The following is a 24536-nucleotide window of genomic DNA, read 5'->3' on the forward strand; positions in this document are numbered from 1 at the left end:
AGTCTGTAAGATATCTGTAGTAAGATTGTTCATAGGGAAGTCCTCTTTTCTGTGAATGTAGTGTGGTAACTCTATTCTACAGAAGGGGCTTCCTTTTTTCTATTTACACAAGATATTTTACACTCTCGCCTTACTTATTATATAGATAAATTCCAGCATGACAAGTCAGTTTACACTAATTTAACTTAAGGACATTATAAGCAATAAGTGTGAAAAATAAATGAAATATTCGCTATCTTTAATAGGTAAACGTCTTTTAAGATATTTGATATCTATTGATATTGCCTGAGCAATTAATGCAAAACAAAAAACTACTGGATACACATAAGCTATCCAGTAGTTTTATTAATTAATTATTCATTGAGTAACTCTTCGTATAAATTAATATAGTCTTGAGCTGGGCCTTTCCAACTAAAGTCACTCTTCATTGCTTGCTCTACTAGCTGGTTCCAAGTTTCTTGATCATTGCGGTAGATATGTAGGGCTAAATTAATTACATCCATCATCGTTTGAGCATTAAATGGCGAGAAGCTGAACCCAGTCCCTTCACCAGTGAATTGATTATATGCCTGAACAGTATCTACAAGGCCACCAGTTTCGTGAACGATTGGTAAAGTCCCATATCTCATGGCCATCATCTGTGATAAACCACAAGGTTCAAACGCACTTGGCATTAAGAACATATCCGAACTCGCATAAATCATTTGAGCTAGCTCGACATCAAACATAATGCAAGAACGCATCTTATCGCGGTAAACTTCTTCAAAATATCTAAACGAGTTTTCAAATTGCTCTTCACCCGTACCGAGTAAGACGACTTGAACATCTTGTTGAAGTAAGTCATTCAATTTTTCTTCGATTAACTGGAAGCCTTTTTGATCTGTTAAACGACTTACCATTCCAATGATTGGTACATCAGGATTCTCTGGTAAACCTAAACGTCGTTGAAGTTCAAGTTTATTCTTAGTTTTCCCTGACATATCTTCAATTGAAAAATGATGTGGAATAAGTGGATCAGTTTCTGGATTGTTTGAATCATAGTCAATACCATTAATAATCCCACGTAATTTCCAACGATTATGACGAATCACAGCGTCTAAACCTTCACCAAATTCAGGTGTCGTAATTTCATTCGCGTAAGTTGGGCTGACGGTTGTTACACGATCAGAGAAATTAATTCCACCTTTTAGATAGTTAACTAATTCATTATATTTAACGCCGTCATCCGTAAAAGTGTTATAACTTGTCCCAAAGACATTCGTTAATATATTTGGATCATAAATTCCTTGGAAGCGAATATTATGAATCGTAATCACTTTACGAATTGACTTCAAGGCATTCTTCCAATGATATCTATCCACTAACATGGCTGGTATCATTGCTGTTTGCCAATCATTACAGTGAATAATATCTGGAATGAAGTCTACTACTTCCATCATTTCTATAATAGCAGTTGAGAAGTAAGCAAAGCGCTCGCCATCATCCCACTCACCGTATAAATCGGGTCGATCAAAATAACTTAAATTATCTATAAAGTAGTACATGACATTATCATGTTTCAATGTTTTGATTCCACAGTATACGTTTTTGTTTCCTAATTGAAAACGGAAATGAGAATGCTCCTCTAATTGGCTTTTGTATTTTTCTGGCATCTTTGTGTAATTCGGTAATACAACTCGAATATCAACGCCTTGTTTAACTAATTCCTTAGGTAATGCCGAAGCAACATCCCCTAGTCCTCCAGACTTAAAGAATGGTGCTGATTCAGCTGAAGCAAATAAAACCTTCATTTTTACCCTCCTAGTCTGCTAATACGTGTGAATTTTTACCAATAACTTTTATATCATCGGGTGCTCCAATAATTTTAGCACCTGGTTCCACAACCGTATTCTTATCGATGATTGCATAGTCAATTTGAGCACCTTCACCGACTTTTGTTCCCTGTAAAAGGATACTATTAAGTACAGTAGCATCTTTTTCTACAACCACACGACGGTTTAAAACTGAACGTTTAACTGTTCCTGAAATAAATGTATCACTCCCAACAAATGACTCACTTACTTTTGATTCAGGAGCATAGTAAGTGGGTGATCCGTGTTTTGATTTTGTTAAAATTGGAATGCTCGTTTGGAATAATGAAGAAAAAGTTGGGAAACTTAATAAATCCATATTCGCTTTGTAGTATTTATCAATTGTATCAATATTTGAAGCATAACCAGTATATTCAAATCCGTTTAATGAACAAGCTGTCGCATAATGTTGTAATAATTCATTAAGTTCTAGATAAACTTCGTCTTCAGTGGCTTGATCTAAGATACTTAGCATCTTATCAACACTTAAGAAGTACATATTTAAACCAAGATTTACTTTCCCTGTTTGACTTGGTACAACATAGTTTGTGAATTTCTCAATCTCATCGCCATTAAAGACAATACCATGTGCTAACATTTCATCGTCTGAAACTTGGTTCTCATCGAAGTGTTTGTAAACAACAGTTACACCTTTATCGTTTTGGATATGTTGTTGTCTAACTGCAAGAATATCAACGTTAGCAATAATTTTACTTCCGGCAACAAAGACATAATCTGCATTTGATCTCTCTAAAAATAAGCGGTGGTTATAATAAAAATCTTCATGTTCATGAGATTTTGGATGGTTTTTCTTCCAATCTTGGTGTGAGAAAGTAAATATACCTCCACTGACTTCAGATTGTAAATCCCAAGCAGCTCCTGAACGAACGTGGTCATAAATAGAACGACCAGATTCACCAATGAATAATCCGACAGATTCAATCTTAGCATACGCTAAGTCTGAAAGCATAAAGTCAATAATACGGTAACGTCCTGCGAATGGTAATCCAGCGATAGGACGATTGTTTGTTAAGGGTTTTAGTTGAGTTGTATCTTCTGTTAAATTTATAATTGCACAAATATTATTTTTCGCCATCATTCTTTGGGCCTCCTACCTTATCATAAAATCCAACTACAGCAATTTCATCTCTTGTTCCGACAACTTTCGCTCCGTCTGCGATCACTGCACCTTCACCAATGATTGCGTAATCTATCTCACAGTTTTCTCCAATGACAGCGTCAGACATAATGACTGAATTTGATACTGTAGTACCATGAGAAACGGTTACGTCTTGTGAAATAATTGAATCTGACACTTTACCAGCTACATAACTTCCGTCTACAATTAAAACATTCGAAATTTCTGCATCTTCAGTTAAGAACTGAGCACCCGTTACTTTATTTGATGTGTAGACTCTCCAAGAATTTCGCGTTTCATTTAATGGATGATCAGGGTTTAAATATCCCATATTCGCTTCCCATAGACTTTCAATCGTTCCTACATCTTTCCAGTAACCTTCGAATGAATAAGCAAAACAGTTCTCAGCGTTATCTAAATATGTTGGGATAACATCATGACCAAAGTCTTCTAATACACGGTCTTTAGCTGAATCTTTCACTAAATATCTACGAAGTGTTGGCCAGTCAAAGATATAAATTCCCATTGAAGCTAAGTTGCTCTTTGGCTCTGCTGGTTTTTCTTCGAATTCAATAATGCGGTTACTGTGATCTGTATTCATAATTCCGAAACGTGATGCTTCGCTCATATCAACTGGGATAACCCCAACTGTTAAACTTGCATTATTCTCAACGTGGAAATTATACATTTCACTGTAATCCATCTTGTAAATATGGTCTCCTGATAAAATTAAGACGTTGTCAGGATTTAAAGAGTCTATATAACTTATGTTTTGATAAATAGCGTTCGCAGTTCCTTTAAACCACTTTTCGCCATCTGTACTTGAGTAAGGTTGTAGTATGGTTGCTCCACCATCACGACTATTTAAGCCCCAAGAAGCACCTTTTCCAATATGTTCATTTAACTCTAATGGTTGGTATTGCGTAACAACCCCAACGTTTTTAACTCCAGAGTTAGCACAATTACTTAAAGCAAAATCAATAATTCGATACTTTCCACCAAAAGGTACGGCTGGTTTAGCGATATTCTTCGTCAGGACTCCTAATCGAGTTCCTTGTCCACCAGCTAAAATCATTGCTATCATTTCATGTTTCATTTTACAGTTAGAATATTGTTGATCGTTGGCGAGACGGTTTAACTATGTTAACCAATATTCTATCTCCTTTCCTATTTCTTTACGCCTGAAATACGTTTGGGACGGATGTAAAGGACTGAAGTAGCAGGAATAATCGTCTTAATCGAAAACGGTTGGTCATTTGTGTCGATTGCTTCGGTTTTTAAATCTGCTATCGGGTCAACCCACGCACCACCGAATTCTTTCATTTCTGAATTTAATAAAACTTCATAAGTACCCTCGAATGGAACGCCAATGCGAACATCTTCTCTTTGTACAGGAACGAAGTTACAAATAATTATTAAAAAATCATTTGTTTTTTTACTATGTCTAATAAAGGTTAAAACACCTTCGTCATAATTATCTGCATCTAATACCGTCAACCCATCTACGGAATGATCCAATTCATGCAGTGATTTTTCTTTAAGACCTAAATGGTTTAAAGTACTCATGTAGTGTTGATATTCACTATTGTATTCTCTTTCCAAATCAATCCATTCTAATTCGTTATAGTATCGCCACTCTAAATATTGACCAATTTCATTCCCCATGAAATGCAGTACTTTACCAGGTTGAGCCATCATATAACCATGAATTAGTCTCAATGTTGCGAATTGATTGTAGCGGTCTCCTTGAATTTTACCTAACATAGAATTCTTACCATGTACGACTTCATCATGTGAGTATGGTAGGATATAGTTTTCATTTAACTGATACATGAAAACAAAGGTAATCAATGTTAAATTTTTTGGCCGATAGAGTGGATCCATCTCAAAGAATTTCAACGTATCATTCATCCAACCCATGTTCCATTTGAAGTCAAAACCAAGGCCACCTTCCTCGACACTCTTTGTGATGCCGTTCCAATTAGTACTTTCCTCAGCCATCATGATTGCTTGGGGCCATTCTTCATGAACAACGGTGTTTAATTTCTGTAAGAAATCAACACCTTCAAGCTTAATGTTCGTTCCTTCTTCATTTGGAGTCCACGGCCCTTCATCAAAATCTAAGTAAAGCATATTAGATACGGCATCCACTCGAATGCCATCTATGTGAAACTCTTTTAACCAGAATAATGCGTTGGACATTAAGAAGCTTTGAACTTGAGTTCTCCCTAAGTCAAAATTAAGTGTTCCCCAGCCAACATTATTCGCTTTATTCAAATCTTGGTATTCAAACGTTGGTGTACCATCAAAATATGCTAACCCATTTGAATTTCGTGAATAATGTCCTGGAACCCAATCTATAAGAACGCCGATGCCGTTTTGATGAGCGTAATCGACGAATTCTTTTAATTCATCAATCGTTCCATATCGTCCACACACTGCATAAAATCCAGTGATTTGATAACCCCAAGAGGCGTCTAAGGGGTGATCCATTAATGGCATAAACTCGATATGCGTGTAACCCATCTTCTTCACATAAGGTACTAATGTTTCAGCAAGTTCTTGGAAACTATAACTTCTTCCATCTGTATGTTGACGCCAAGAACTAAAATGCACCTCATAAATTTGTAAAGGTTCTTCTAGTATGTTCTTCTCACGCTGTTTTTTAATCCAACTTGAGTCATTCCACTCATAGTCGGGTAAATCCCAAACAATTGACGCATCTTTCGGTGCCGTCTCGTGTCGGTAGGCAAAGGGATCCATCTTATATTCAATATGTCCGACACCGTTATCAATACCATATTTATAATGTTGCCCCTTTAAATCTTCATTAAAGTATATTGACCAAATGCCGCCATCAATATATTCTAATTCCTTCAAATTCCAATTTGTAAAGTCACCTTGAATAAATACTTGTTTCGCGTATGGTGCCCAAACATTAAATCGGTAACCAATCTTATTGCCGTCTTCAACCCGCTGACTTCCTAAAAATTTATAGGCTTGTCTATGGGTTCCTTGATTGAAAAAATAAATATCCTTTTCAAAATTCGAAGCTTTGGCAAGTTCACTATTCATTTAATCCCCTCCTTATTAGCATCTAGTACTATAGTTTTATTATAACATGAAAGCGCTTTTTTCTGTATCATTCTGTTAACTCCCGTAACAATATTTTGTAATAAAATATATTTAACAATGTTCATATTTTCATTATAACCTATATCTCATTTTTATTTAATCAAAAAATGAAAATTTACATTTTCTTAACAATTAAATTCGTTTATGGCACAAAAAAACCACGAAGAATTAATTCTTCGTGGTTTTATTCGAACGGCGAAATTAATATAATTAATCGAAGTCTCTGTTCACAGCAGAGAGCTTGCTATACTCGTCTTCCCGACGTTGATGTTAGTCAGTAGTATATCACCTTGCAATCTACCTGATCGCTTTTCGACTCATCGCATAATACTATTATATAGCATTATCATTTTTTAGCAATTACTTTTTTAACGAATTTAATTAGATTATGATTAAATCAATTTCTTTTTTTTATTTGTACTCATTAATTTAATTTTATCTTGAGTTTTATTTAATTTATATAGTTAAAGTTTTCATAAAAGATTTTAATTCAGCGATGAAATCTGTTTCATAAATACTTTTTTAATTAATTAATTTTCCCTTTATGAAGATAGGAAACTATATCTACCATTCTTTGGCGGTGATGTGCCAGGTTTATTAGATTAAGATTAAAATAAGTGTTGATTTTTAATTTTAATTATTATACACTTACTTTATCAACAAAAAGGAGGCAAAGTATTATGCAAAAATCTAACCCAAATATTCAATCTAACATTCAGCGATGCTTTGCTATCCAAAATATAGCTTTATTATTAGACATGCCTTAGGATTTTAATCATTAATGATTAGAGTCCTATTCTTCGTGAATACGGGCTCATGTCACATGACGAGCCTGAATAACTCAGGCTCGTTTTTTTTGTTGACTATTACTAAATAAATGAGGTGGTAAACGTGGATAGCTTATCAGACTTATCAGATTTATCGGACTTATATATGACTTTAAAATACACAATTTACCAAATTAAACTAGGAGGAACTTAAATGTTCAATTCAATTAGAAAAAAACTTACAAAAATTATTGCTACTGCTACCATTGCTACTAGTGCATTCACACCTACCTTTACAGCTTTTGCCCAGGACGAAGATCCAATTAATCTAGGTGTTATTTATGAATTATCCGGTGCCGTAGCAGCATACGGAATTACACAATCCAACGCGATTAAGATGGCGGTTGAAGAAATTAATGAAGATGGCGGAGTGATGGGTCGTCCTTTTAATATCGTTGAGTACGACACTAAATCAGATGATACAGAAGCTGCCATGATTGCGACTCGTTTAGCAACCCAAGATGATGTTGTTGCAATGATTGGTCCTGCGACAACAAGTCAAATGCAAGCAGCAATCCCAGCAGCAAATGAATATCAAATCCCATTAATTTCTCCATCAGTGACTAATAATGATATTACCTTTGATGACGATGGAAATGTTCAGCCCTTCGTATACCGTTCATCATGGCCAAATTCATTCCAGGGTTCTGGGATTGCTAAATTTGGATACGAAAATATGGAAGCAGAAAAGATGGTCGTTCTATATGATAACTCAAGTGATTATGGTTCTGGGCTATATGATAATTTTGTTGAAGGTTATGAAGGAGAGATTGTCCATACTGAAACTTTCACACCGGAGATGAATGACTTTAGTGCGATTATCTCAAACATTGCTGCTCAAGATTTTGATGCAATTACTATACTAGCCTTTTATCAAACTGCTGGTCCAATTGTTAAACAAGCTCGCGAGTTTGGTATCGATGCTCCAATATTAGGTTCTAATGGATTCGGTAATGATATTATTTATGAATTGGCTGGCGCTGAGAATATGAATAACGTTTACTACGCTTCACTTTACCCTATTCAAGATGAAGACGAATTTGTTGAAAAATACCGTGATCAATTTGACTCAGATCCAGATATGTTTGCTGCTCTAGCTTACGACACAATTTATATGCTTAAGAGTGCCATTGAACAAGCAGGTAGTGATGACCCAGTTGCAGTCAATGAAGCGCTTGAAAATCTTGAAGAATTCTCTGGAATTACCGGCGACTTTATCTTTGATGAAAACCATAACCCGACAAAAAATGTTGTAAATATGATTGAAATTCAAAATGCTGAAGAAACTGCAGTTCATGAAGTGGTCTTTGACTAAAAATAGAAGTACCCAAAAAACCGCTACAAGCTTGAATTCAAGCTTGTAGCGGTTTTTTGGTGTCTTGTTATTTGTTAGACATTACTTCTAAACGGTATCCATCTGGATCTGTAATAAAGAAGTATGTAGTTGAATTATCTGATAAAGATTTCATTTCGGTCATTTCATAGCCAGATGCTTTTGCTTTTTCGAAAGTTTCTTCTAAGTTATCAACACCTAAAGCTAAATGACTGAATCCATTACCGATTGTATAAGTTTCTGAATCGTAATTGTAAGTAAGCTCTAATTCAAAATCACTTCCAGGAACCGTTAAGTATGATAAAGTAAATTTATCTTCCGGAAAATCTTTCTCGCGACTCACTTCAAAATCAAATACACCCATATAGAATTCTTTTGATGCTTTTAAATCTTGTACACGAATACAAGCATGTAGTAATGTTTGTGCCATTCCCTCACTCCTCATTTATAATAAATTAAATATATCAGACAAACGAATGACAAACAAATTATTGGCCTTACATATCCATCGTTGAGAATGCAAATGGTACTAAACCTTCCACACTAGTTTCTAAGACTTTACCATCTTTACGCGTTAAGTATACTGGTGTCTCAGGTTCACAAAATTCGACCATCACTTGACGACAAATACTGCAAGGTGGTAGAAATTCATCTGTATCGCCTGAAACCGCAATCGCTTTAATTGTTTTAGGTTGATAGCCTTGACTGATTGCTGTGAAAATTGCGCTACGTTCTGCGCAATTAGTTGCACCAAAGGAAACGTTTTCAATATTTACCCCGGTAAATAATTCTCCATCATTCATTTCGATGGCTGCACCGACTCTAAAATTTGAATAAGGGGAGTACGAATTAGGCTTAATATTTATTGCTTCTTCGACTAATTTATCTATCTTTTCTTGCTTCATACTAACACCATCCTTTTATTTGTAACTATATTATAGCTTATAATCAGCTAAAATAATTATTTTTTTGTAAAAAAAAGTCTTTTAAGTGAGGATGTTACGCCTCACTTAAAAAACTTTATATATGACTAATTTTCAAATTTATTTCTTAATTGGTCCCCATCAAAAAGGTAATCTTTATCTTCTGTTACTAATACTGGGATACCTACTTGATTCGTTTCTTTTTTATCATTAAAGACAGCTTCATTATCCCGAACTGCCAAGAATTCTTTTAGGTTGGAAATCGATTCAGTGATATTCACACTTTTGAAACGAACCTCTAAACGGTTCAACTCATTTAGAAACGATTTGGTGTCTGGACATACATCACTATAATATAAAATATTGTTTTCCATTTTTTCACTCCTATTTGTTACCTAATTTATTTATACGTTACATTCCTCATAATTTCAACTATTTTGATTTGCTCATCATTCAACTTTTAAGTATAATTGGACAGTGAGTGATAAAATTTGATAGAAAAAACTTGAATTCTATTTAATATTTATTGTCATATTAATGGAGGTAACAATGGAAAAAAATGAAAAAAACGATAACCAAAGTTGGTTGCTTCGTTTCGTAAAAGGTATGTTTGTTGGATCAGGCTTTATTGTTCCTGGTGTCAGCGGGGGTGCACTCGCAGCAATCTTCGGTATCTATGAAAGAATCATTAATTTTTTAGCTAATATTACTAAAAACTTTAAAGAAAATGTTCGCTTCTTTTTACCGGTTGGTATTGGGGCGTTGGTAGGTATTGCCATTCTTTCTTGGGGAATCAGTTATTTACTTGGTTCTTTCGAAGTCATTATTACTTGGTTCTTTATTGGTGCTATTGTTGGAACCGCTCCGGCTCTTTGGGCTGAAGCTGGAAAAGAAGGGCGTGATAGAAAAGATTATATAATTATGATCATCGCTTTTGTTTTCGGTATTATTCTACTTGGTTTTGGGAATCAGCTATTCAATGGTGCGGTTCAACCAAGTTTTATTGCTTGGATGGTCTGTGGTGCTTTAATTGCTTTGGGAATCTTAATCCCCGGAATGAGCCCATCAAACTTTATTCTATATATGGGATTATATCAAGCAATGGCAGACGGATTTAAAACTTTTGATTTGGTTATCATTATTCCAATCGGAATTGGTGGTTTAATCACTATTTTATTACTTGCTAGAGTGATTGAGAAGATTTTCAGTACAAATTATAGTGAATTCTTCCACTTTATCGTTGGAATTGTGTTGGCATCAACTTTAATGATTGTACCTCTTGGTTCAAAATACGCTGTCTTTAGCTTTTTAGAATTCTTGATGTGTTTTGTATTATTCACTCTGGGTGCTCTTTTAGGCTGGTGGATGTCACAACTTGAAAATCGTTATAAGTAAACTAATATTTAATAAAGCTCCTCATTTAATCCTGATATTGGGTTAAATGAGGAGCTTTTTGGTACAGCTGATTATAAGACTAGTTCTGCTTCGACAATTTCTTGGATATATCTTTGTGTATTATTCTCTGCATGCTTAAATGTAATTATGTCTAAAAGCATCGACAGTGCGCTATTCCCTAATTTTTGAGCATTAATATCCACGAATAACTCGTACTTTTCACAAGATTTATAAGACTCATATGCTTTAAAAGTTGCCATTGGAATAGGCTCTTTTCCAGCTGTTTCCCAGCCAGAACGAATCCCCCGAGCAACCAGCTGGTCAGCTATAACCACCCCATCTAATTCGGGCAATTCTAATAATTTTTCAACTAACTGATATCCTACGTTTGATAGGAATTGAAACTCATTGAATACAAGCGACTGATCCACTTCTATTCCATGCTCTTCAAGCGCTTTACGATACCCTTCATATCTTAATTCGATAAAGTTTAACGACTTCTCTCCCCCAACAAAAGCAATCTTTTTCCTGCCTTGCTTAATAATTTGAGAAGTTATTTCATATGACATGCCTTCATTGTCATTATCCACTGAGTTCACCGCCTTAATTGTTGGCGTTCCAATAACAACAAATGGAAAATTAATTTCTTTTAAGAAGTGAATAATTTTATCATTTATTTTTGAATAAAGAAAAATCAATCCATCGACTTGTTTACCAAATACCATAGTCTTAATTCGATCAAGTCTCTCATCTTCCGTATTTCCTGAACTTAAAAGTAATGTATACTTTTCTTCATTCGCCACTTCATTCATACCACGTAATACAGTTGGAAAGAATGGATTTTGATAGAATGTATCTGTATTATCTGGCAATACTAAGCCAATAATACGTGAGGTACTATTAACAAGACTTCTTGCGTTCATATTTGGATAATACTTTAATTCATCCATAATTGTTCTAACTTTTGTCTTTGTCTTTTCACTGATTGATGGGCTATTTGATATAACCCTAGAAACAGTAGAGGGAGAAACTCCTGCTACTCTAGCAACATCTTTTATTGTTACTGACATTTTTACACCTCAATCTGATAATTCGTCCCTTTTACGCAAACGATTGCGTTTTTTTAATTATACTAAAACATTGTCCTTAAAGCAATCACAGTCTGTAATAAAATATTTTAATCGCTTTCATTACGAAAACGTTTGTTTTTTATTTGTTTCTCTCTTATAATGGAATTGTATTAATTATTACATCTCCTTTTCGTTATGTAAGAGTTTTCAGTTATCTTAGCGAAAGCTTTTGCATAACGGAAAGGATACAAGAAAATTATTTTAGTAGGAGGTTATACAATTTGACACGTACAAGTGGTGTATTAATGCACATATCATCATTGCCAGGCCCTTTTGGCATTGGAACATTTGGACAATCTGCTTATGATTTTGTTGATTTTCTAAAAGAGACGAAACAAACTCATTGGCAAATTCTTCCGTTAACAACAACCAGTTACGGTGACTCGCCTTATCAGTCCTTTTCAGCTTTTGCGGGTAATACGTATTTTATAGACTATACTCTTTTGGAAGAAGATGGTTTATTAGAGAAAAATGATTATGAATCGGTCAACTTTGGAGATGATCCCGAAAAAGTGGATTATAGTTTAATTTACAAAGTTAAACGCCCTATCTTAGAAAAAGCTGTGAAACGGTTTATTGAACTGGGTGACTTTGACGATTACTACCGCTTTGAAGAAGCAAATAAGGATTGGCTCATTGATTTTAGTGAATTTATGAGTATTAAAGAAAGTTTCAATGAAGAACCTTGGTATAACTGGGACGAAGCGAGTATTAATCGAGAACCTGAAACAATGAAGGAATATCGTGAGACACTCAGTGATCAAATTAATTATCATAAAGTGACTCAATATTTATTCTTTAAACAATATAATCAATTAAAGAAATATGCGAATGATAATCACATTCAAATTGTTGGGGACATCCCTATCTACGTATCTAGAGATAGTGTAGAAATGTGGGCAACACCTCAATACTTCAAGATGAAGAACAAAGTAGAACCAACGCATGTTGCTGGAACACCGCCAGATAGCTTTTCAGATGACGGGCAATTCTGGGGGAATCCAATTTATGATTGGGAATATATGAAGGAAAATGGCTATGACTGGTGGATTTGGAGATTAAAAGAAAGCTTTAATCTATACGATGTTGTTCGTATTGACCATTTTCGTGGATTTGAATCTTTCTGGGAAGTTCCTTACGGATCAAAATCATCGGCAGCGGGTCAATGGACAAAAGGTCCTGGCTATGACTTATTCAAACATATTACTGATGCCCTTGGTGAACTAAATATTATTGCTGAAGACTTAGGTTTCATGACTCAAGAAGTTATTGATATGCGTGATAAGACTGGTTATCCTGGTATGAAGATTTTACAATTTGGTTTTAATGGTTTCGAGGATAGTATCGAACTACCTCATAACTACATTCCGAATACTGCAGCCTATGTGGGAACGCATGATAATATGACTGCTCGTGGATGGTATGAAGATACTACGAACCAAGCAATGAGAGACCAGTTAGATTCTTACTTAAACAGACGCTCTGGAGAAAAAATCTCTGAGGCATTAAACCGTGGAATCGCTTCTTCTGTGAGTGATTTCGCCATTTACACAATGCAAGACTTACTCGATTTAGATAATAGTGCCCGAATGAATGAACCATCAACCATTGGGCATAACTGGCAATGGCGTATGTTAGACGGTGCGATTGATGAACCTCTTAAAGAGTCATTAACTAAACTCACTGTCGAGTACTTCCGTGCACCTCAACAATATAACCCTGAGCAAAATGAAGAAAATACGGATGAATACGTTGAGTTGGAAGCATCAGACACTAAAGGTGAGTATCACCCAGCACCAGAATTAGATGATGTGGAAACAGATATATAAGAGTTATTAGTGTCTATTTACTTTTATAATCAGTAATATATATGTAGTACGTTACTTAAAATAAATCAACCCATAAAGGAGTTCAAAATGAGTATTTTAGAAAATTATGTTTTAGATAACTTTGATAAGCCGATTCGTGAGTGTTCGGATCAAGAGATGTATAAGGTCTTACTAGATCTTGTTCGTGACAAATCACGTGAATTACCTACAAATGATGACAAAAAGAAGAAATTATACTACTTTAGTGCGGAGTTCTTAATTGGTAAATTATTATCAACTAACCTTTTAAACTTAGGTATTTACGATGAAGTAAACAATGAGTTAATCGCCAATGGTAAAAACATCATGGACATTGAGCAAGCAGAATTAGAACCTTCATTAGGTAATGGTGGATTAGGTCGTTTAGCAGCTTGTTTTGTCGATTCAATTACAACTTTAGGTATTAATGGTGATGGTGTTGGACTGAATTATCATTTTGGTTTATTTAAACAAGTCTTTAAAGATAACCAACAAACTCAACTCCCTGATCCATGGATTACGGAAGAATCATGGTTAATCAAAAACGAAAAATCATATGAAGTGCCATTTAATAACTTTACTCTAAAATCAACTTTATATGATATCGATGTCTTAGGTTATAATAGCGATACTCGAAATCGATTACGACTGTTCGACTTAGATTCAGTAACAAGTGATATTATCGAAGAAGGAACGATTCACTTTGATAAGACTAATATCGAAGAAAACTTAACATTATTCCTATACCCTGATGATTCAGACCGTGAAGGAGAATTATTAAGAATTTTCCAACAATACTATATGGTATCGAACGGTGCGCAGTTGATTCTTGATGAAGCTGTTGCTCGTGGAAGTAATTTACACGATTTAGCAGAATATGCAGTCATTCAAATTAACGATACTCACCCTGCTTTCGTTATTCCAGAAATGATTCGTCTATTAACACAACGTGGTATTGATTTTGATGAAGCCATTCAAATCACTCAAACAATGACAGCATTCACTAACCATACAATCTTAGCTGAAGCTTTAGAAAAATGGCCAATAGATGAATTAGAACAAGTTATGCCAGAAATTGCGAACATTATCCGTGAATTAGATAATCGTAAAAAAGATGAATTCCCTAATAATCACGCCGTATCAATTATTGATGAACACGACCGTGTACATATGGCACATATGGCTATTCATTATGGTTACAGTATCAATGGAGTGGCTGCATTACATACTGAAATCTTAAAAAATTCAGAATTAAAAGCATTCTTTGATATTTATCCGAATAAATTTATTAACAAAACAAACGGTATTACGTTCCGTCGTTGGATTATGGACGCAAATAAAGAACTTGCTGACTTCATTGATGACCTTATTTCAGATGAGTGGAGAACTTCAGCGAATCTAGAACCATTATTAGACTTTAAAGATGATGAAAATGTCCTTACTAAATTGCGTGCAATAAAGTTTAATAATAAACAACGTCTAAGTCATCGATTAGAAACTATGCAAAATGTTACGATTAACGAACATTCAATTATTGATGTTCATATCAAACGTATTCATGAATACAAACGTCAACAAATGTTATTACTTTATATCATTCATAAATACAATGACATTAAGAATGGTAATATTCCAAAAACACCAATTACAATTATCTTTGGTGGTAAAGCTGCAGCAGCTTATACAATCGCAAGAGATATTATCCATGCTATCTTAACTGTATCTGAAATTATCGCCAATGATGATGAGGTCAATGAGCATTTCCAAGTAGTTATGGTAGAAAACTATAACGTAACGCATGCACAGTACTTAATTCCGGCTACAGACATTTCAGAACAAATTTCGCTCGCATCTAAAGAAGCAAGTGGAACAGGTAACATGAAATTCATGCTGAATGGTGCCTTAACATTATGTACTTTAGATGGTGCTAACGTTGAGATTGCCGATTTAGTTGGTGAGGAAAATATCTATATCTTCGGTAAACGAAGTGAGGAAATCGTAGATTTATATGCTACAAATGGTTACAACGCTCGTTCATACTATGAACGCGAAACAATTAAACCGTTAGTTGATTTCTTAATGGATCCTAAGATGCTTGAATTAGGTGACGAAGGTCGCTTATCTCGCTTACATTATGACATGATTAACAAAGATTACTTCATGGCTTTAATTGATCTTGAAGAATTCATTGAAATCAAAGAGAAAGTTTATGAAGATTACGAAGACCACGATACATGGACTCGTAAAGCATTAATAAACATTGCTAAAGCAGGATTCTTCTCTTCAGATAGAACAATTAATGAATATAACCGTGATATCTGGCATTTAGAACAAGAAATTAAAAACGTAAATTAATATAATGTTTTGATACATGAGCAAAAGGGCAATTCCGTTTGGAATTGCCCTTTTTTTGTTCAAATTAAATAACTTTACGTTCAAATGGCTCGATACTAATTCCGTCATTCAATACTTGTTTTGCATATTCTTTTGCTGAAAATAAAGAGTGGTCTTTATAATTTCCACATTCGATTGCTGTAGTTGCTTCAATCACATCTGCTTCAATAATTATATTTAAGACTTTCTTTAATGCTTCTGCAATTTCTTCTGGACTGTGATCATTCCAAGCAACCATGTAGAAACCAGTACGGCAACCCATTGGCGAGATATCAATAAGACCTTCGATTTCATCACGCATATGAATTGCTAAGAAGTGCTCTAATGTATGAACAGCACTGGTTGGTAAAGCATCTTTGTTAGGTTGCAGAAATCTTAAATCATACTTCTCAATTACTGCTCCCTTTTCATGCTCTTCTTTACCCGCTAATCTTACATAAGGTGCTTTTACTTTGTTATGATCTAACGAAAAACTTTCTACTTTAGCCATTATCATTGTCCTCCTTGTTTTATATAGACGAATTCTTATTTTCTTTCATACCATATCTTAACATATAATTGAATAAAAGGTCATTTAAGAAATATTTCAGACAAAAAAACCCAGCAAGCACCGGGGGAGATACTTGCTGGATTAGGAGATTTTGAATGATTTAGTTATATTATTTTCTATCTCTCCAAAGTTTTGTATCCCATAAACCACAGAATGGATCTACTGAGCTTGCGCCTTGGAATTCAGATTCGCCAGCTAATTTCATAACTAGTTCTTCCATTGTTACTAACATACCATCTTAAGTATTAATGTATGTACCTACCTGTGGAAAGTCAGCTAAATCGAATGGATTTTGAACTGAAACATAAATAGTTGGAAATTCGCGAACATAGAATGGACTATCTGGAGTACTTTTAGATGTTGGCCAAATAGTACGTTGGATAGTACAAGCACTGTTAACATCCCTACGTTAATGATTAAATCATAATTTTCAGTTAAGTTAAAATGGATTGTTTTTGAGCATAAACGTTCGCAATAGCTGCTCCACGTTCTTCTTCAGGTAACTTCATGATTTTATCTTCAGTTGATTCCCAAACTGATACTTCATGTCCACGTTCTTCTAATAATGCTTTCAAGTGGTCATGTGCTTTTGGTTTATTACCAGCGATCATAGCACCGAATCCACCTTTAATACCTGATACTGGTACTAATAAGATACGTTTGTAACGTTCTGGTGTTACTGGGAATAAATCTTTTTGTTTATCTTTAACTAAAGTGATTGCTTTATCTGCAACTTCACGAACAACTTCTGTGTTAGCTTCTGTTGCGATTCTTGATAGAGCTTCTTCTTTCGGTAACATAATTTCTTCACGTGGAGTATTATGTAAACCAATTTTAGCTTTAAGACCTAAAGTACGACGAATTGCATCGTGTAAACGTTCTTCAGTTAATAGACCGTTTTCTAGTCCTTCTTTCATCCATTGGAAGTCTTCGTCTGGATCATTGAAGAATAAGAATAAGTCACATCCAGCTTCAATCGCTGTTGGTAACATTTCACGACGAGGTAATGAAGCAGCCATCGCTACCATGTGTGAAGCATCTGTTACGATAATACCGTTAAATCCAACTTTACCACGTAATAATTCGTCTAATAAAGTTTTGTTTAATGACGCTGGTAAGAAATCATCTTCGCCACGTTCTGGGTGTAATGCTTTTTCTTATTCTGGTAAGTGAATATGTTCAGGAGGGAACAGTCTAGATAATGCACCGGTGGAAAACTTTTTTGGTTTATTGAAGTAAGAAATGTACTGCGGTGAAACAATTGAAAGTATCGGGGAGTTAGAAGCACGAATCAGATCATATATTTACTGGTACAATCACGAATGTATTAATACAAAACTAAGTGGCTTGTCACCTATATTGAATAGGTGACAAGCCACTTAGAAAAATATTCGATTAAAGTCCATTTTTAAGGGTCACTACATTCAGTGGTGTTTTTCAAGTTTGTCTACTTTTTATTCTTTTTTCAAGTTGTTTTTCTTATTTTGTGATAAACTTCTGCGGTTCGTTACAATATGAATTCGCATCACATCTTCCGCTAAAATCGGATCCCTACTTTTAATTGCATCCATAATCTCTCTATGCGATACAATCGTTTCGTCTTTGATTCGGTTACTTGTGTAGTAATCATAATAACGAGAAATCGATTGATTAATTATCGAAACTAAGTTTGACATAGCTACGTTGCCACTCATTTCAGAAACTAACTTGTGAAATTCAATATCCTTCTCAATATGCTCATCACTAAATGCGCCAATTTTTTCTTCGATTTCCAAACGTATTTTGTCTAATTCTTCAATTTGCTCGTCTGTTGCATTTGTTGCAGCTAGAGCAGCAACACGTGGTTCTAAAAGATATCTAATCTCAAATAAGTCTTCTGTTAGTTTAAGTGTATCCTTAACGAAGCTAAAGCCAAGTGGATCATCAACAATTCCTGTATTCTCACTGATATAAGTTCCTGAACCTTGTCTTACTTCAAGAATATTACGTGACACAAGCGTACGAACAGCTTCTCTTAATGTACTTCGCCCGACATTCACTTCTTCTGCTAACTTATATTCGTTTGGAAGCTTATCTCCTGTGGTTAAATTATTCGTAATTATATAGTTTAAGATAGACTCACTTGTTTGTTCAATTAAAGACTTAGCAGTCCCTTCCATTACCCTTCCTCCATATCATCTGATGATTTCAATCTTATATTACACTTTTTTCACATTTTTGCAAATGCTTTCAGTGTGTTTTCATCGTGTTTTTTATCATTTTATATCGTATATGGTCAGTGCATTTTGAATTTCTTTACGCATGTCCTTTGAGCGCCATTCTTTGACATAACCTAATGAATTCGTGATGTATAACGTTCCTTCTCTTTCAACTTCCCCTCTAAAATGAACATGTCCCATAATACTTTTCTCTATAGGATATTTTTCATATATGAGATTTATATCATCTGTCGCAATATAAGCATTAAAGAAATCAAAGACTCTGTGAGGTAAAGGCATCGTAAATTCTGGAATAGTAACCATATGAGTGACTAAGATATAGCTCTCAGCTTCCAATTTTTGAATGTCTTTTTCTAAAATCTCTGCAAAATATTTGGACATTTCAGGATCTTCTTTCGGCCATTGGATATATTTTTTATCCTGCCAGGTTACTCCTTTATAGCGTCCTTTTTTTATTTTGTCTAAACTAAATTTTTCTTTATTATATTTCACATAATTATACCAAGTTGTATGACCGACCAAGCCAACACGTTTGGTCAACATTCTAGGAGATTCAATGAGACATTGAGGATGTTCTTTGTATCTTTGGTAGATAGCCATTGTGTTAATATCTTCTCTATCCGTTTCTCGGTCCCACAAATCGTGATTGCCTGGAATAAAGTACACCAGAGTATTCGCTTGTTCCTGTAAGGCTTCGACAAAATGCGTCGTGACCTTATAACTATTCGCAATGTCGCCACCAATAACAAACATCTCTAATTCATTATTTTTTATTTCTTCTGTCAATACGTCAACATAGTCTTGAACTTCATATGTAAAGTTGTCTACATGTAAATCTGAAATAAAGCCTATTCGCATATTCATTCGCCTCCTTTTATTTATAATCCTGTGAAATATAAAAACGGTCCTTGTTTGTTATAAATATGCTCTTAAAGCACAGTATATAACAAATTAAGAACCGTTTCCTAATTAATTATCTATTATTTTAATTTAATAGTGGCTACTAAATCACCTTTTGACACTGTTCCGCTTGCTTTAACATCGATTTTATCAATAACTTCTGCACCGTTTGTAAATACTATAATCATATCTTTATCTTTTTCGTTCTCTTCAAGCTCAGTTAGGTTAACATCGGCAATATTATCACCTTTTGATACTTGCGTATTTTCATTTACGAGAATTGTAAATGGCTTACCTTCCAGTGATACAGTATCGATTCCCATATGTAATAAGATTTCTAATTCACCGACAGTGAAGCTCACGGCATGTTTTGTTGGGAAGATATTATCAACTTGACCATCAACAGGTGAGTTAATTGTCCCATTTGTAGGTCTAATCGCAAAGCCTTCTCCCATCATCTTTTGAGCAAAAACCTCATCTTGAACATCTTCAATATTGACAAATTCCCCGTCACACATTGCATAGACATTAACTTCTTTTACTACTTCTTTTTTATCTTTCTTCTTAAAAAAATTAAACATAGATCTTTACCTCCTATTGTTATTCACTTTAATTATACGATTAAAGCGCTCTATTACAAAATAATATCACTTAGGGTAATTTCCTCCCGCCACTTTTATAAACGTCATACCATTCTTGCTTAGTCAAATTAATTGAAAAAGCCTCACTCATATCTTTAATACGTTTAGGTGACATCGACCCAGCAATCGTCTGCATTTTAGCTGGATGACGATTAATCCAGGCAATCACAATCGCTTCTAGTGAAACGTTATAGTGTTCAGCTAAATTTCTCATCACCTTAGTCATTTCTTGATAATCAGGATGATTAATAAATAATCCTTCACTCAATGAAACTTGAAACGGCGACCACGGTTGAATCGTAATATCATTTAAACGGCAATACTCAAGAATGCTTCCATCATGATTAACTGACAAGTCATTCGTCATATTCACATTAAATCCTGCATCAATCATGGGTGTATGAGCGGGTCCAAATTGTAATTGATTGGCAACAAGTGGACGATTCAAGTGTTTTTGTAATAACTTGATTTGCCCAGGATTTTGGTTTGAAACACCAAAATATCTCACTTTACCACTCATATATAATACATCAAATGCTTCTGCCACTTCTTCTGGCTCCATTAAGGTATCGGGTCTATGAAGTAATAGCATATCTAAGTATTCTGTATCCAATCTTTCTAAGATACCGTCTGTCGCCTTCAAAATATGATCTTTTGAGAAATCAAAGTAGCCATCACGAATACCTACTTTAGATTGTAGTATAATATCTTCTCGTCTAACTTCTGAATCTTTAAGTGCTTGGGCGAACAGTATTTCCGATTGACCTTTTCCATAAATATCTGCGTGATCAAAGAGTGTAATTCCTTGTTCAAAGGCCGTATTAATGACTTCAACAGCTTTCTCTTTGGATTCATCTGCCATTCTCATACAACCTAAGCCTAATTGACTGGCTGACAGTTGTGAAGATCCTATCTTAATCTTTTCCATTACAATCCACCTTTATATTTATTGCTTATATTTTAGTTCTCCATTTAAAAATGTTGCTTTTAATTCTAGGTCTTCTCCTACAATTATAAAGTCAGCATCTAAACCTGCTTTAATTTGGCCGCATACATCATCGATATCGACTGACTTAGCTGGGGAGTAAGATGCCATTCTTAAAGCATCTGCTTGAGACACAATGCCCCATTCAAACATATTCCGTACACTTTCATTTAAGCGAAGAATCGATCCAGCTAGATTCCCACCATCTTTCAGGCGAGCTTGTCCGTCTTTTACTACGACTTCAAGTTCCCCTAACATTGATTCACCGTCACCTAAGCCTCCTGCACGCATACAATCTGTTACAAGGACCGTTTCTTTAGGTCCGCGAGCTTTAACTACGACTTGAGCTGCTCCTGGGTGAACATGATGCCCATCACTAATTAATTCTGCGAAGACATTATCTAAGCCTAGTGCTGCCCCAACCATTCCAGGATTACGATGATGAAGTCCACTCATGGCATTGTAAGTATGAACAAATATATTTGCTCCAGCGTCCACGGCTTCTTTCGCTTCTTCATAACTAGCATCACTGTGAGCTAAAGCTGTTTTTACGCCAATTGTGTTTGCGAACTTGATAAATTCTTTTACTCCATCACGTTCCGGTGCAATCGCAATCTTCTTAACTAAGTCTTTCGATAAGTCATTCCAATGTTTTAACTTTTCAATCGATGGATCACTCATATAAGCTAAGTTTTGAGCGCCTTTATACTTTTCAGTAAAGAATGGTCCTTCTAGAAAAATACCGCGTATCTTTGCGCCTGCCACATCTTCATAGTTGTCTCCGATTGTTTGGCATACGTCGTTTAACTGCTCTGTTGGCGCTGTTAACGTCGTAGGTAGCCATGATGTCACACCACACGCTAGCAGTGCTTCTGATATCTCTTTAATCCCTTTGAAATCATTATCCATCACATCATGTCCCACATACCCATGGATATGTGTATCCACAAGCCCGGGTGCAATCGTATCTTCAGAATAATCTAAGATGTCGCCATCCGTTGGTTTCTCTAATGTTATCCCATTGAACTTGCCATCTTCTATAGCTAAGTAGCCATCTTCAATGACTTCGTCGGTTAAAATTATTTTTTTAGCGTGTACATATTGTGTCATGTATTTCAACTCTTCCCTTTTCAATTTACTTATATGATTATCATACCATTTTTTCGATTGAAAATGCCTTTATTTTACATCTATTTATAATAAAACACTCGTTAAAGAATGTATCGGTGACAACTTGTAATTGTGTCAATCATTCATTCAACGAGTGTAAATCTTTTATTTTTTAATTACTTCTTCTGTGTCTACATCAAAGAAATGACCTTTATTCATATTGAAAGCGAGTTCTACCGTTTCGCCAGGTCCATGAGTATCACGTGCGTCTACACGGGCAACAAACGTTGTATCTCCTACTTTCGAGTGAAGCATTGTCTCAGACCCCATTAACTCAGACACTACAACTTCAGCGTTAACACGTGCTTCAGAGTGTAAGTCTAGTGCCACTTGCTCTGCATTAATGTCTTCTGGACGAATACCGAATACGACATCTTTTCCTTCGTAGCCTTTCTCTTCTAATAGACGACGAGCAGGTTCGTATACTTCAACATCAATTTCTTTACCATCTGTGATACGTCCATTTGAATAAGTTACATTAAAGAAGTTCATTGCAGGTGATCCCATAAAACCTGCTACGAACATGTTCACTGGACGATCATATACTTCTCTTGGTGAACCAATTTGTTGAATAATCCCACGGTCCATGATGACAATGCGTGTTGCTAAAGTCATCGCTTCCGTTTGGTCATGGGTAACGTATATCGTAGTTGTGTTTAATGTGTTATGTAGTCTAGCGATTTCAGTACGCATTTGAACACGTAATTTCGCATCTAAGTTTGATAATGGCTCATCCATCAAGAACACTTTTGCGTCACGAACAATCGCACGCCCTAGTGCCACACGTTGTCTTTGTCCACCAGACAAAGCTGCTGGTTTACGCTCTAAGAACTCTGTTAAACCTAAAGTTTCAGCTGCTGAATCGACACGCTTTTTGATTTCGTCTTTTGAGTATTTACGTAATTTTAAACCATAAGCCATATTATCAAATACAGTCATATGTGGATAAAGAGCGTAGTTTTGGAACACCATTGCGATGTTTCTATCTTTTGGCTCAACATCATTCATCACTTCTTCATCGATAACTAGCTCGCCTTTTGTAATGTCTTCAAGGCCAGCAATCATTCTAAGTGTTGTTGATTTCCCACATCCTGATGGTCCGACAAAGACGATAAACTCTTTATCATCGATTTCTAAATTAAAATCAGAAACAGAATAAGTATCATTTCCTGGGTATTGTTTATAAATATTATTTAAATTTATTTTAACCATTATAGTATAGCTCCTTTATTTTTTAGTAGTAGCAATCCATTATTATCCTTTATTTGTTTTGTACATAATGTTCATTAAAGTGTGTTTTCCAATAAACCCACATTAACATGAGAACAAACAATAATCCTTGAACCGTCAACATGGTTGTTGGATTTCCACTGACTAAACCAATCACCATAGCCATGACAGTTGGTAACCCTAAACAATTTAAGACGATCGTTAAAGCTTCAGAAAACGAATTAATATCGTACATATCATTTTTTCGCATAAAGGATAAGAAGAAACTTGATCCTAATACTAAGAATAGCAGACTCACTATTATTAGAACACTTAATTGAATATAATTTGTTAAGATAATCGATGTTCGATTACTCCAAAACCATTGTTGTGACATCAATTCTTTTAAATTCTCTACGTCTTCAACTTCATTCATCGGCTTGTCACCTGTATAAGGTTGATAAAACAGAGATGAGATGTCTTCACCAAAGATAGTCTGATCAGAAGTATAAATAATACCTCCTCGATCACTCAATAATGTTTCAGCTGCTTCGATTGAAGGTGTTAAGCCAATAATGAATTCATCATTTTCTTTAATAATCTTATCTTCAGTAATCATAAGATTTGTTCCGCTATTACCAAGAGTATTTAACTCTTGAACGACTGATTCGTCGATATAATCCATCACTTCAGGCACATAGTTTGTTAAGTCTGCGCTAGTTGTTCTACCCAACTGTAATGATAAAGGTATCATCATTAACGAAGCGAGCAGAATCATGACAACTAACTTTTGCCAGTGTATTAAATACTGTCTATGTGTAAAACTTTTTACTGCAGAGAATGCAGTTAAAAAATAATTGATTGGAAATACATGCGCCATATAAATCATT

General features: G+C 35.0%; 20 protein-coding genes and 2 pseudogenes. 5 read left to right on the forward strand and 17 right to left on the reverse strand.

Going from position 1 to position 24536, the window contains the following annotated elements; genetic code table 11:
* Positions 1 to 353 precede the first annotated feature (353 nt).
* The 4 genes from glgA to glgB form a co-directional block, all read right to left on the reverse strand.
* A complete protein-coding gene (gene glgA, locus ACEN3Z_RS04885) occupies positions 354 to 1790 on the reverse strand; it encodes a glycogen synthase GlgA (protein WP_407089875.1) in 1437 nt (478 codons plus the stop codon).
* A 10-nt stretch (positions 1791 to 1800) separates the two neighbouring features.
* Positions 1801 to 2949, reverse strand: coding sequence for a glucose-1-phosphate adenylyltransferase subunit GlgD (gene glgD, locus ACEN3Z_RS04890; protein ID WP_407089876.1), 1149 nt, complete (start codon positions 2947 to 2949; stop codon positions 1801 to 1803).
* A complete protein-coding gene (locus tag ACEN3Z_RS04895) occupies positions 2933 to 4084 on the reverse strand; it encodes a glucose-1-phosphate adenylyltransferase (RefSeq protein WP_138403977.1) in 1152 nt (383 codons plus the stop codon). Before ACEN3Z_RS04895 ends, glgD begins: the two co-directional genes overlap by 17 nt.
* Before the next feature lie 71 nt (positions 4085 to 4155).
* The gene (gene glgB, locus ACEN3Z_RS04900) at positions 4156 to 6063 is read right to left on the reverse strand and encodes a 1,4-alpha-glucan branching protein GlgB (protein ID WP_138403976.1); all 1908 of its coding nucleotides are present in this window, start codon (positions 6061 to 6063) and stop codon (positions 4156 to 4158) included.
* A gap of 1041 nt (positions 6064 to 7104) precedes the next feature.
* On the opposite strand from glgB, the gene ACEN3Z_RS04905 reads away from it, so the two are divergent.
* Entirely contained in the window at positions 7105 to 8265 is a 1161-nt protein-coding gene (locus tag ACEN3Z_RS04905; RefSeq protein WP_407089877.1) for an ABC transporter substrate-binding protein, read from the forward strand.
* A gap of 67 nt (positions 8266 to 8332) precedes the next feature.
* Here ACEN3Z_RS04905 and ACEN3Z_RS04910 read toward each other — a convergent pair whose 3' ends face one another.
* From ACEN3Z_RS04910 to ACEN3Z_RS04920, 3 genes are all read right to left on the reverse strand, one after another.
* Entirely contained in the window at positions 8333 to 8713 is a 381-nt protein-coding gene (locus ACEN3Z_RS04910; protein WP_407089878.1) for a VOC family protein, read from the reverse strand.
* A gap of 67 nt (positions 8714 to 8780) precedes the next feature.
* A complete protein-coding gene (gene cdd, locus ACEN3Z_RS04915) occupies positions 8781 to 9188 on the reverse strand; it encodes a cytidine deaminase (RefSeq protein WP_407089879.1) in 408 nt (135 codons plus the stop codon).
* Positions 9189 to 9313: 125 nt separating this feature from the next.
* Positions 9314 to 9580 carry a glutaredoxin gene (locus tag ACEN3Z_RS04920; protein WP_407089880.1) on the reverse strand — a complete coding sequence of 89 codons (267 nt, stop codon included), beginning with the start codon at positions 9578 to 9580 and terminating at the stop codon, positions 9314 to 9316.
* 175 nt (positions 9581 to 9755) lie between these two features.
* Between ACEN3Z_RS04920 and ACEN3Z_RS04925 the strand changes: the two genes are divergently transcribed.
* Positions 9756 to 10601, forward strand: a complete 846-nt coding sequence (locus ACEN3Z_RS04925) for a DUF368 domain-containing protein (RefSeq protein ID WP_407089881.1) — start codon at positions 9756 to 9758, stop codon at positions 10599 to 10601.
* Between the two features lie 71 nt (positions 10602 to 10672).
* Here ACEN3Z_RS04925 and ACEN3Z_RS04930 read toward each other — a convergent pair whose 3' ends face one another.
* Positions 10673 to 11671: a LacI family DNA-binding transcriptional regulator gene (locus tag ACEN3Z_RS04930; protein ID WP_407089883.1), complete on the reverse strand. Its 999-nt coding sequence runs from the start codon at positions 11669 to 11671 to the stop codon at positions 10673 to 10675.
* Between the two features lie 245 nt (positions 11672 to 11916).
* Between ACEN3Z_RS04930 and malQ the strand changes: the two genes are divergently transcribed.
* Positions 11917 to 13560 (forward strand): 4-alpha-glucanotransferase, encoded by a 1644-nt coding sequence (malQ, locus tag ACEN3Z_RS04935; RefSeq protein ID WP_268951522.1) that lies wholly within the window; start codon positions 11917 to 11919, stop codon positions 13558 to 13560.
* Between the two features lie 87 nt (positions 13561 to 13647).
* A complete protein-coding gene (locus ACEN3Z_RS04940) occupies positions 13648 to 15933 on the forward strand; it encodes a glycogen/starch/alpha-glucan phosphorylase (RefSeq protein ID WP_407089884.1) in 2286 nt (761 codons plus the stop codon).
* 64 nt (positions 15934 to 15997) lie between these two features.
* Here ACEN3Z_RS04940 and ACEN3Z_RS04945 read toward each other — a convergent pair whose 3' ends face one another.
* Together ACEN3Z_RS04945 and ACEN3Z_RS04950 are read right to left on the reverse strand one after the other, a co-directional pair.
* A complete protein-coding gene (locus tag ACEN3Z_RS04945) occupies positions 15998 to 16462 on the reverse strand; it encodes an S-ribosylhomocysteine lyase (protein ID WP_407089886.1) in 465 nt (154 codons plus the stop codon).
* A 169-nt stretch (positions 16463 to 16631) separates the two neighbouring features.
* Positions 16632 to 17700: pseudogene (locus ACEN3Z_RS04950) on the reverse strand (glycoside hydrolase family 3 N-terminal domain-containing protein); the annotation flags it as partial.
* A 7-nt stretch (positions 17701 to 17707) separates the two neighbouring features.
* Between ACEN3Z_RS04950 and ACEN3Z_RS04955 the strand changes: the two are divergent.
* Positions 17708 to 17893 (forward strand): annotated as a pseudogene (locus ACEN3Z_RS04955) (IS3 family transposase); the annotation flags it as partial.
* A gap of 83 nt (positions 17894 to 17976) precedes the next feature.
* Here the strand turns inward: ACEN3Z_RS04955 and ACEN3Z_RS04960 are convergent.
* From ACEN3Z_RS04960 to ACEN3Z_RS04990, 7 genes are all read right to left on the reverse strand, one after another.
* Positions 17977 to 18681, reverse strand: a complete 705-nt coding sequence (locus ACEN3Z_RS04960; RefSeq protein ID WP_407089887.1) for a FadR/GntR family transcriptional regulator — start codon at positions 18679 to 18681, stop codon at positions 17977 to 17979.
* A gap of 96 nt (positions 18682 to 18777) precedes the next feature.
* Positions 18778 to 19599, reverse strand: coding sequence for a metallophosphoesterase (locus ACEN3Z_RS04965; RefSeq protein WP_407089888.1), 822 nt, complete (start codon positions 19597 to 19599; stop codon positions 18778 to 18780).
* Positions 19600 to 19721: 122 nt separating this feature from the next.
* On the reverse strand, positions 19722 to 20222 hold the full coding sequence (locus tag ACEN3Z_RS04970) for a PTS glucose transporter subunit IIA (protein WP_407089889.1): 501 nt from the start codon (positions 20220 to 20222) through the stop codon (positions 19722 to 19724).
* A gap of 70 nt (positions 20223 to 20292) precedes the next feature.
* A complete protein-coding gene (locus tag ACEN3Z_RS04975) occupies positions 20293 to 21210 on the reverse strand; it encodes an aldo/keto reductase family oxidoreductase (protein WP_407089890.1) in 918 nt (305 codons plus the stop codon).
* Positions 21211 to 21228: 18 nt separating this feature from the next.
* On the reverse strand, positions 21229 to 22377 hold the full coding sequence (nagA, locus tag ACEN3Z_RS04980; protein ID WP_138405113.1) for an N-acetylglucosamine-6-phosphate deacetylase: 1149 nt from the start codon (positions 22375 to 22377) through the stop codon (positions 21229 to 21231).
* A 165-nt stretch (positions 22378 to 22542) separates the two neighbouring features.
* On the reverse strand, positions 22543 to 23649 hold the full coding sequence (locus ACEN3Z_RS04985; protein WP_138405112.1) for an ABC transporter ATP-binding protein: 1107 nt from the start codon (positions 23647 to 23649) through the stop codon (positions 22543 to 22545).
* Between the two features lie 49 nt (positions 23650 to 23698).
* On the reverse strand, positions 23699 to 24526 hold the full coding sequence (locus ACEN3Z_RS04990; protein WP_138405111.1) for a hypothetical protein: 828 nt from the start codon (positions 24524 to 24526) through the stop codon (positions 23699 to 23701).
* Positions 24527 to 24536 lie beyond the last annotated feature (10 nt).

Source organism: Ruoffia sp. FAM 26254 (genome assembly GCF_045528545.1).
GTDB lineage: Bacteria > Bacillota > Bacilli > Lactobacillales > Aerococcaceae > Ruoffia > Ruoffia halotolerans.

Bases quoted from the DNA above. Each gene is read 5' to 3' on its own strand.
- glgA (WP_407089875.1), bottom strand. From the start codon at position 1,790: ATGAAGGTTTTATTTGCTTCAGCTGAATCAGCACCATTCTTTAAGTCT.
- ACEN3Z_RS04940 (WP_407089884.1), top strand. From the start codon at position 13,648: ATGAGTATTTTAGAAAATTATGTTTTAGATAACTTTGATAAGCCGATT.
- ACEN3Z_RS04975 (WP_407089890.1), bottom strand. From the start codon at position 21,210: ATGGAAAAGATTAAGATAGGATCTTCACAACTGTCAGCCAGTCAATTA.
- ACEN3Z_RS04945 (WP_407089886.1), bottom strand. From the start codon at position 16,462: ATGGCTAAAGTAGAAAGTTTTTCGTTAGATCATAACAAAGTAAAAGCA.
- ACEN3Z_RS04960 (WP_407089887.1), bottom strand. From the start codon at position 18,681: ATGGAAGGGACTGCTAAGTCTTTAATTGAACAAACAAGTGAGTCTATC.
- glgD (WP_407089876.1), bottom strand. From the start codon at position 2,949: ATGATGGCGAAAAATAATATTTGTGCAATTATAAATTTAACAGAAGAT.
- ACEN3Z_RS04970 (WP_407089889.1), bottom strand. From the start codon at position 20,222: ATGTTTAATTTTTTTAAGAAGAAAGATAAAAAAGAAGTAGTAAAAGAA.
- ACEN3Z_RS04925 (WP_407089881.1), top strand. From the start codon at position 9,756: ATGGAAAAAAATGAAAAAAACGATAACCAAAGTTGGTTGCTTCGTTTC.
- ACEN3Z_RS04965 (WP_407089888.1), bottom strand. From the start codon at position 19,599: ATGCGAATAGGCTTTATTTCAGATTTACATGTAGACAACTTTACATAT.
- ACEN3Z_RS04930 (WP_407089883.1), bottom strand. From the start codon at position 11,671: ATGTCAGTAACAATAAAAGATGTTGCTAGAGTAGCAGGAGTTTCTCCC.
- cdd (WP_407089879.1), bottom strand. From the start codon at position 9,188: ATGAAGCAAGAAAAGATAGATAAATTAGTCGAAGAAGCAATAAATATT.
- ACEN3Z_RS04895 (WP_138403977.1), bottom strand. From the start codon at position 4,084: ATGAAACATGAAATGATAGCAATGATTTTAGCTGGTGGACAAGGAACT.
- ACEN3Z_RS04905 (WP_407089877.1), top strand. From the start codon at position 7,105: ATGTTCAATTCAATTAGAAAAAAACTTACAAAAATTATTGCTACTGCT.
- ACEN3Z_RS04990 (WP_138405111.1), bottom strand. From the start codon at position 24,526: ATGGCGCATGTATTTCCAATCAATTATTTTTTAACTGCATTCTCTGCA.
- ACEN3Z_RS04985 (WP_138405112.1), bottom strand. From the start codon at position 23,649: ATGGTTAAAATAAATTTAAATAATATTTATAAACAATACCCAGGAAAT.
- glgB (WP_138403976.1), bottom strand. From the start codon at position 6,063: ATGAATAGTGAACTTGCCAAAGCTTCGAATTTTGAAAAGGATATTTAT.
- nagA (WP_138405113.1), bottom strand. From the start codon at position 22,377: ATGACACAATATGTACACGCTAAAAAAATAATTTTAACCGACGAAGTC.
- ACEN3Z_RS04920 (WP_407089880.1), bottom strand. From the start codon at position 9,580: ATGGAAAACAATATTTTATATTATAGTGATGTATGTCCAGACACCAAA.
- ACEN3Z_RS04910 (WP_407089878.1), bottom strand. From the start codon at position 8,713: ATGGCACAAACATTACTACATGCTTGTATTCGTGTACAAGATTTAAAA.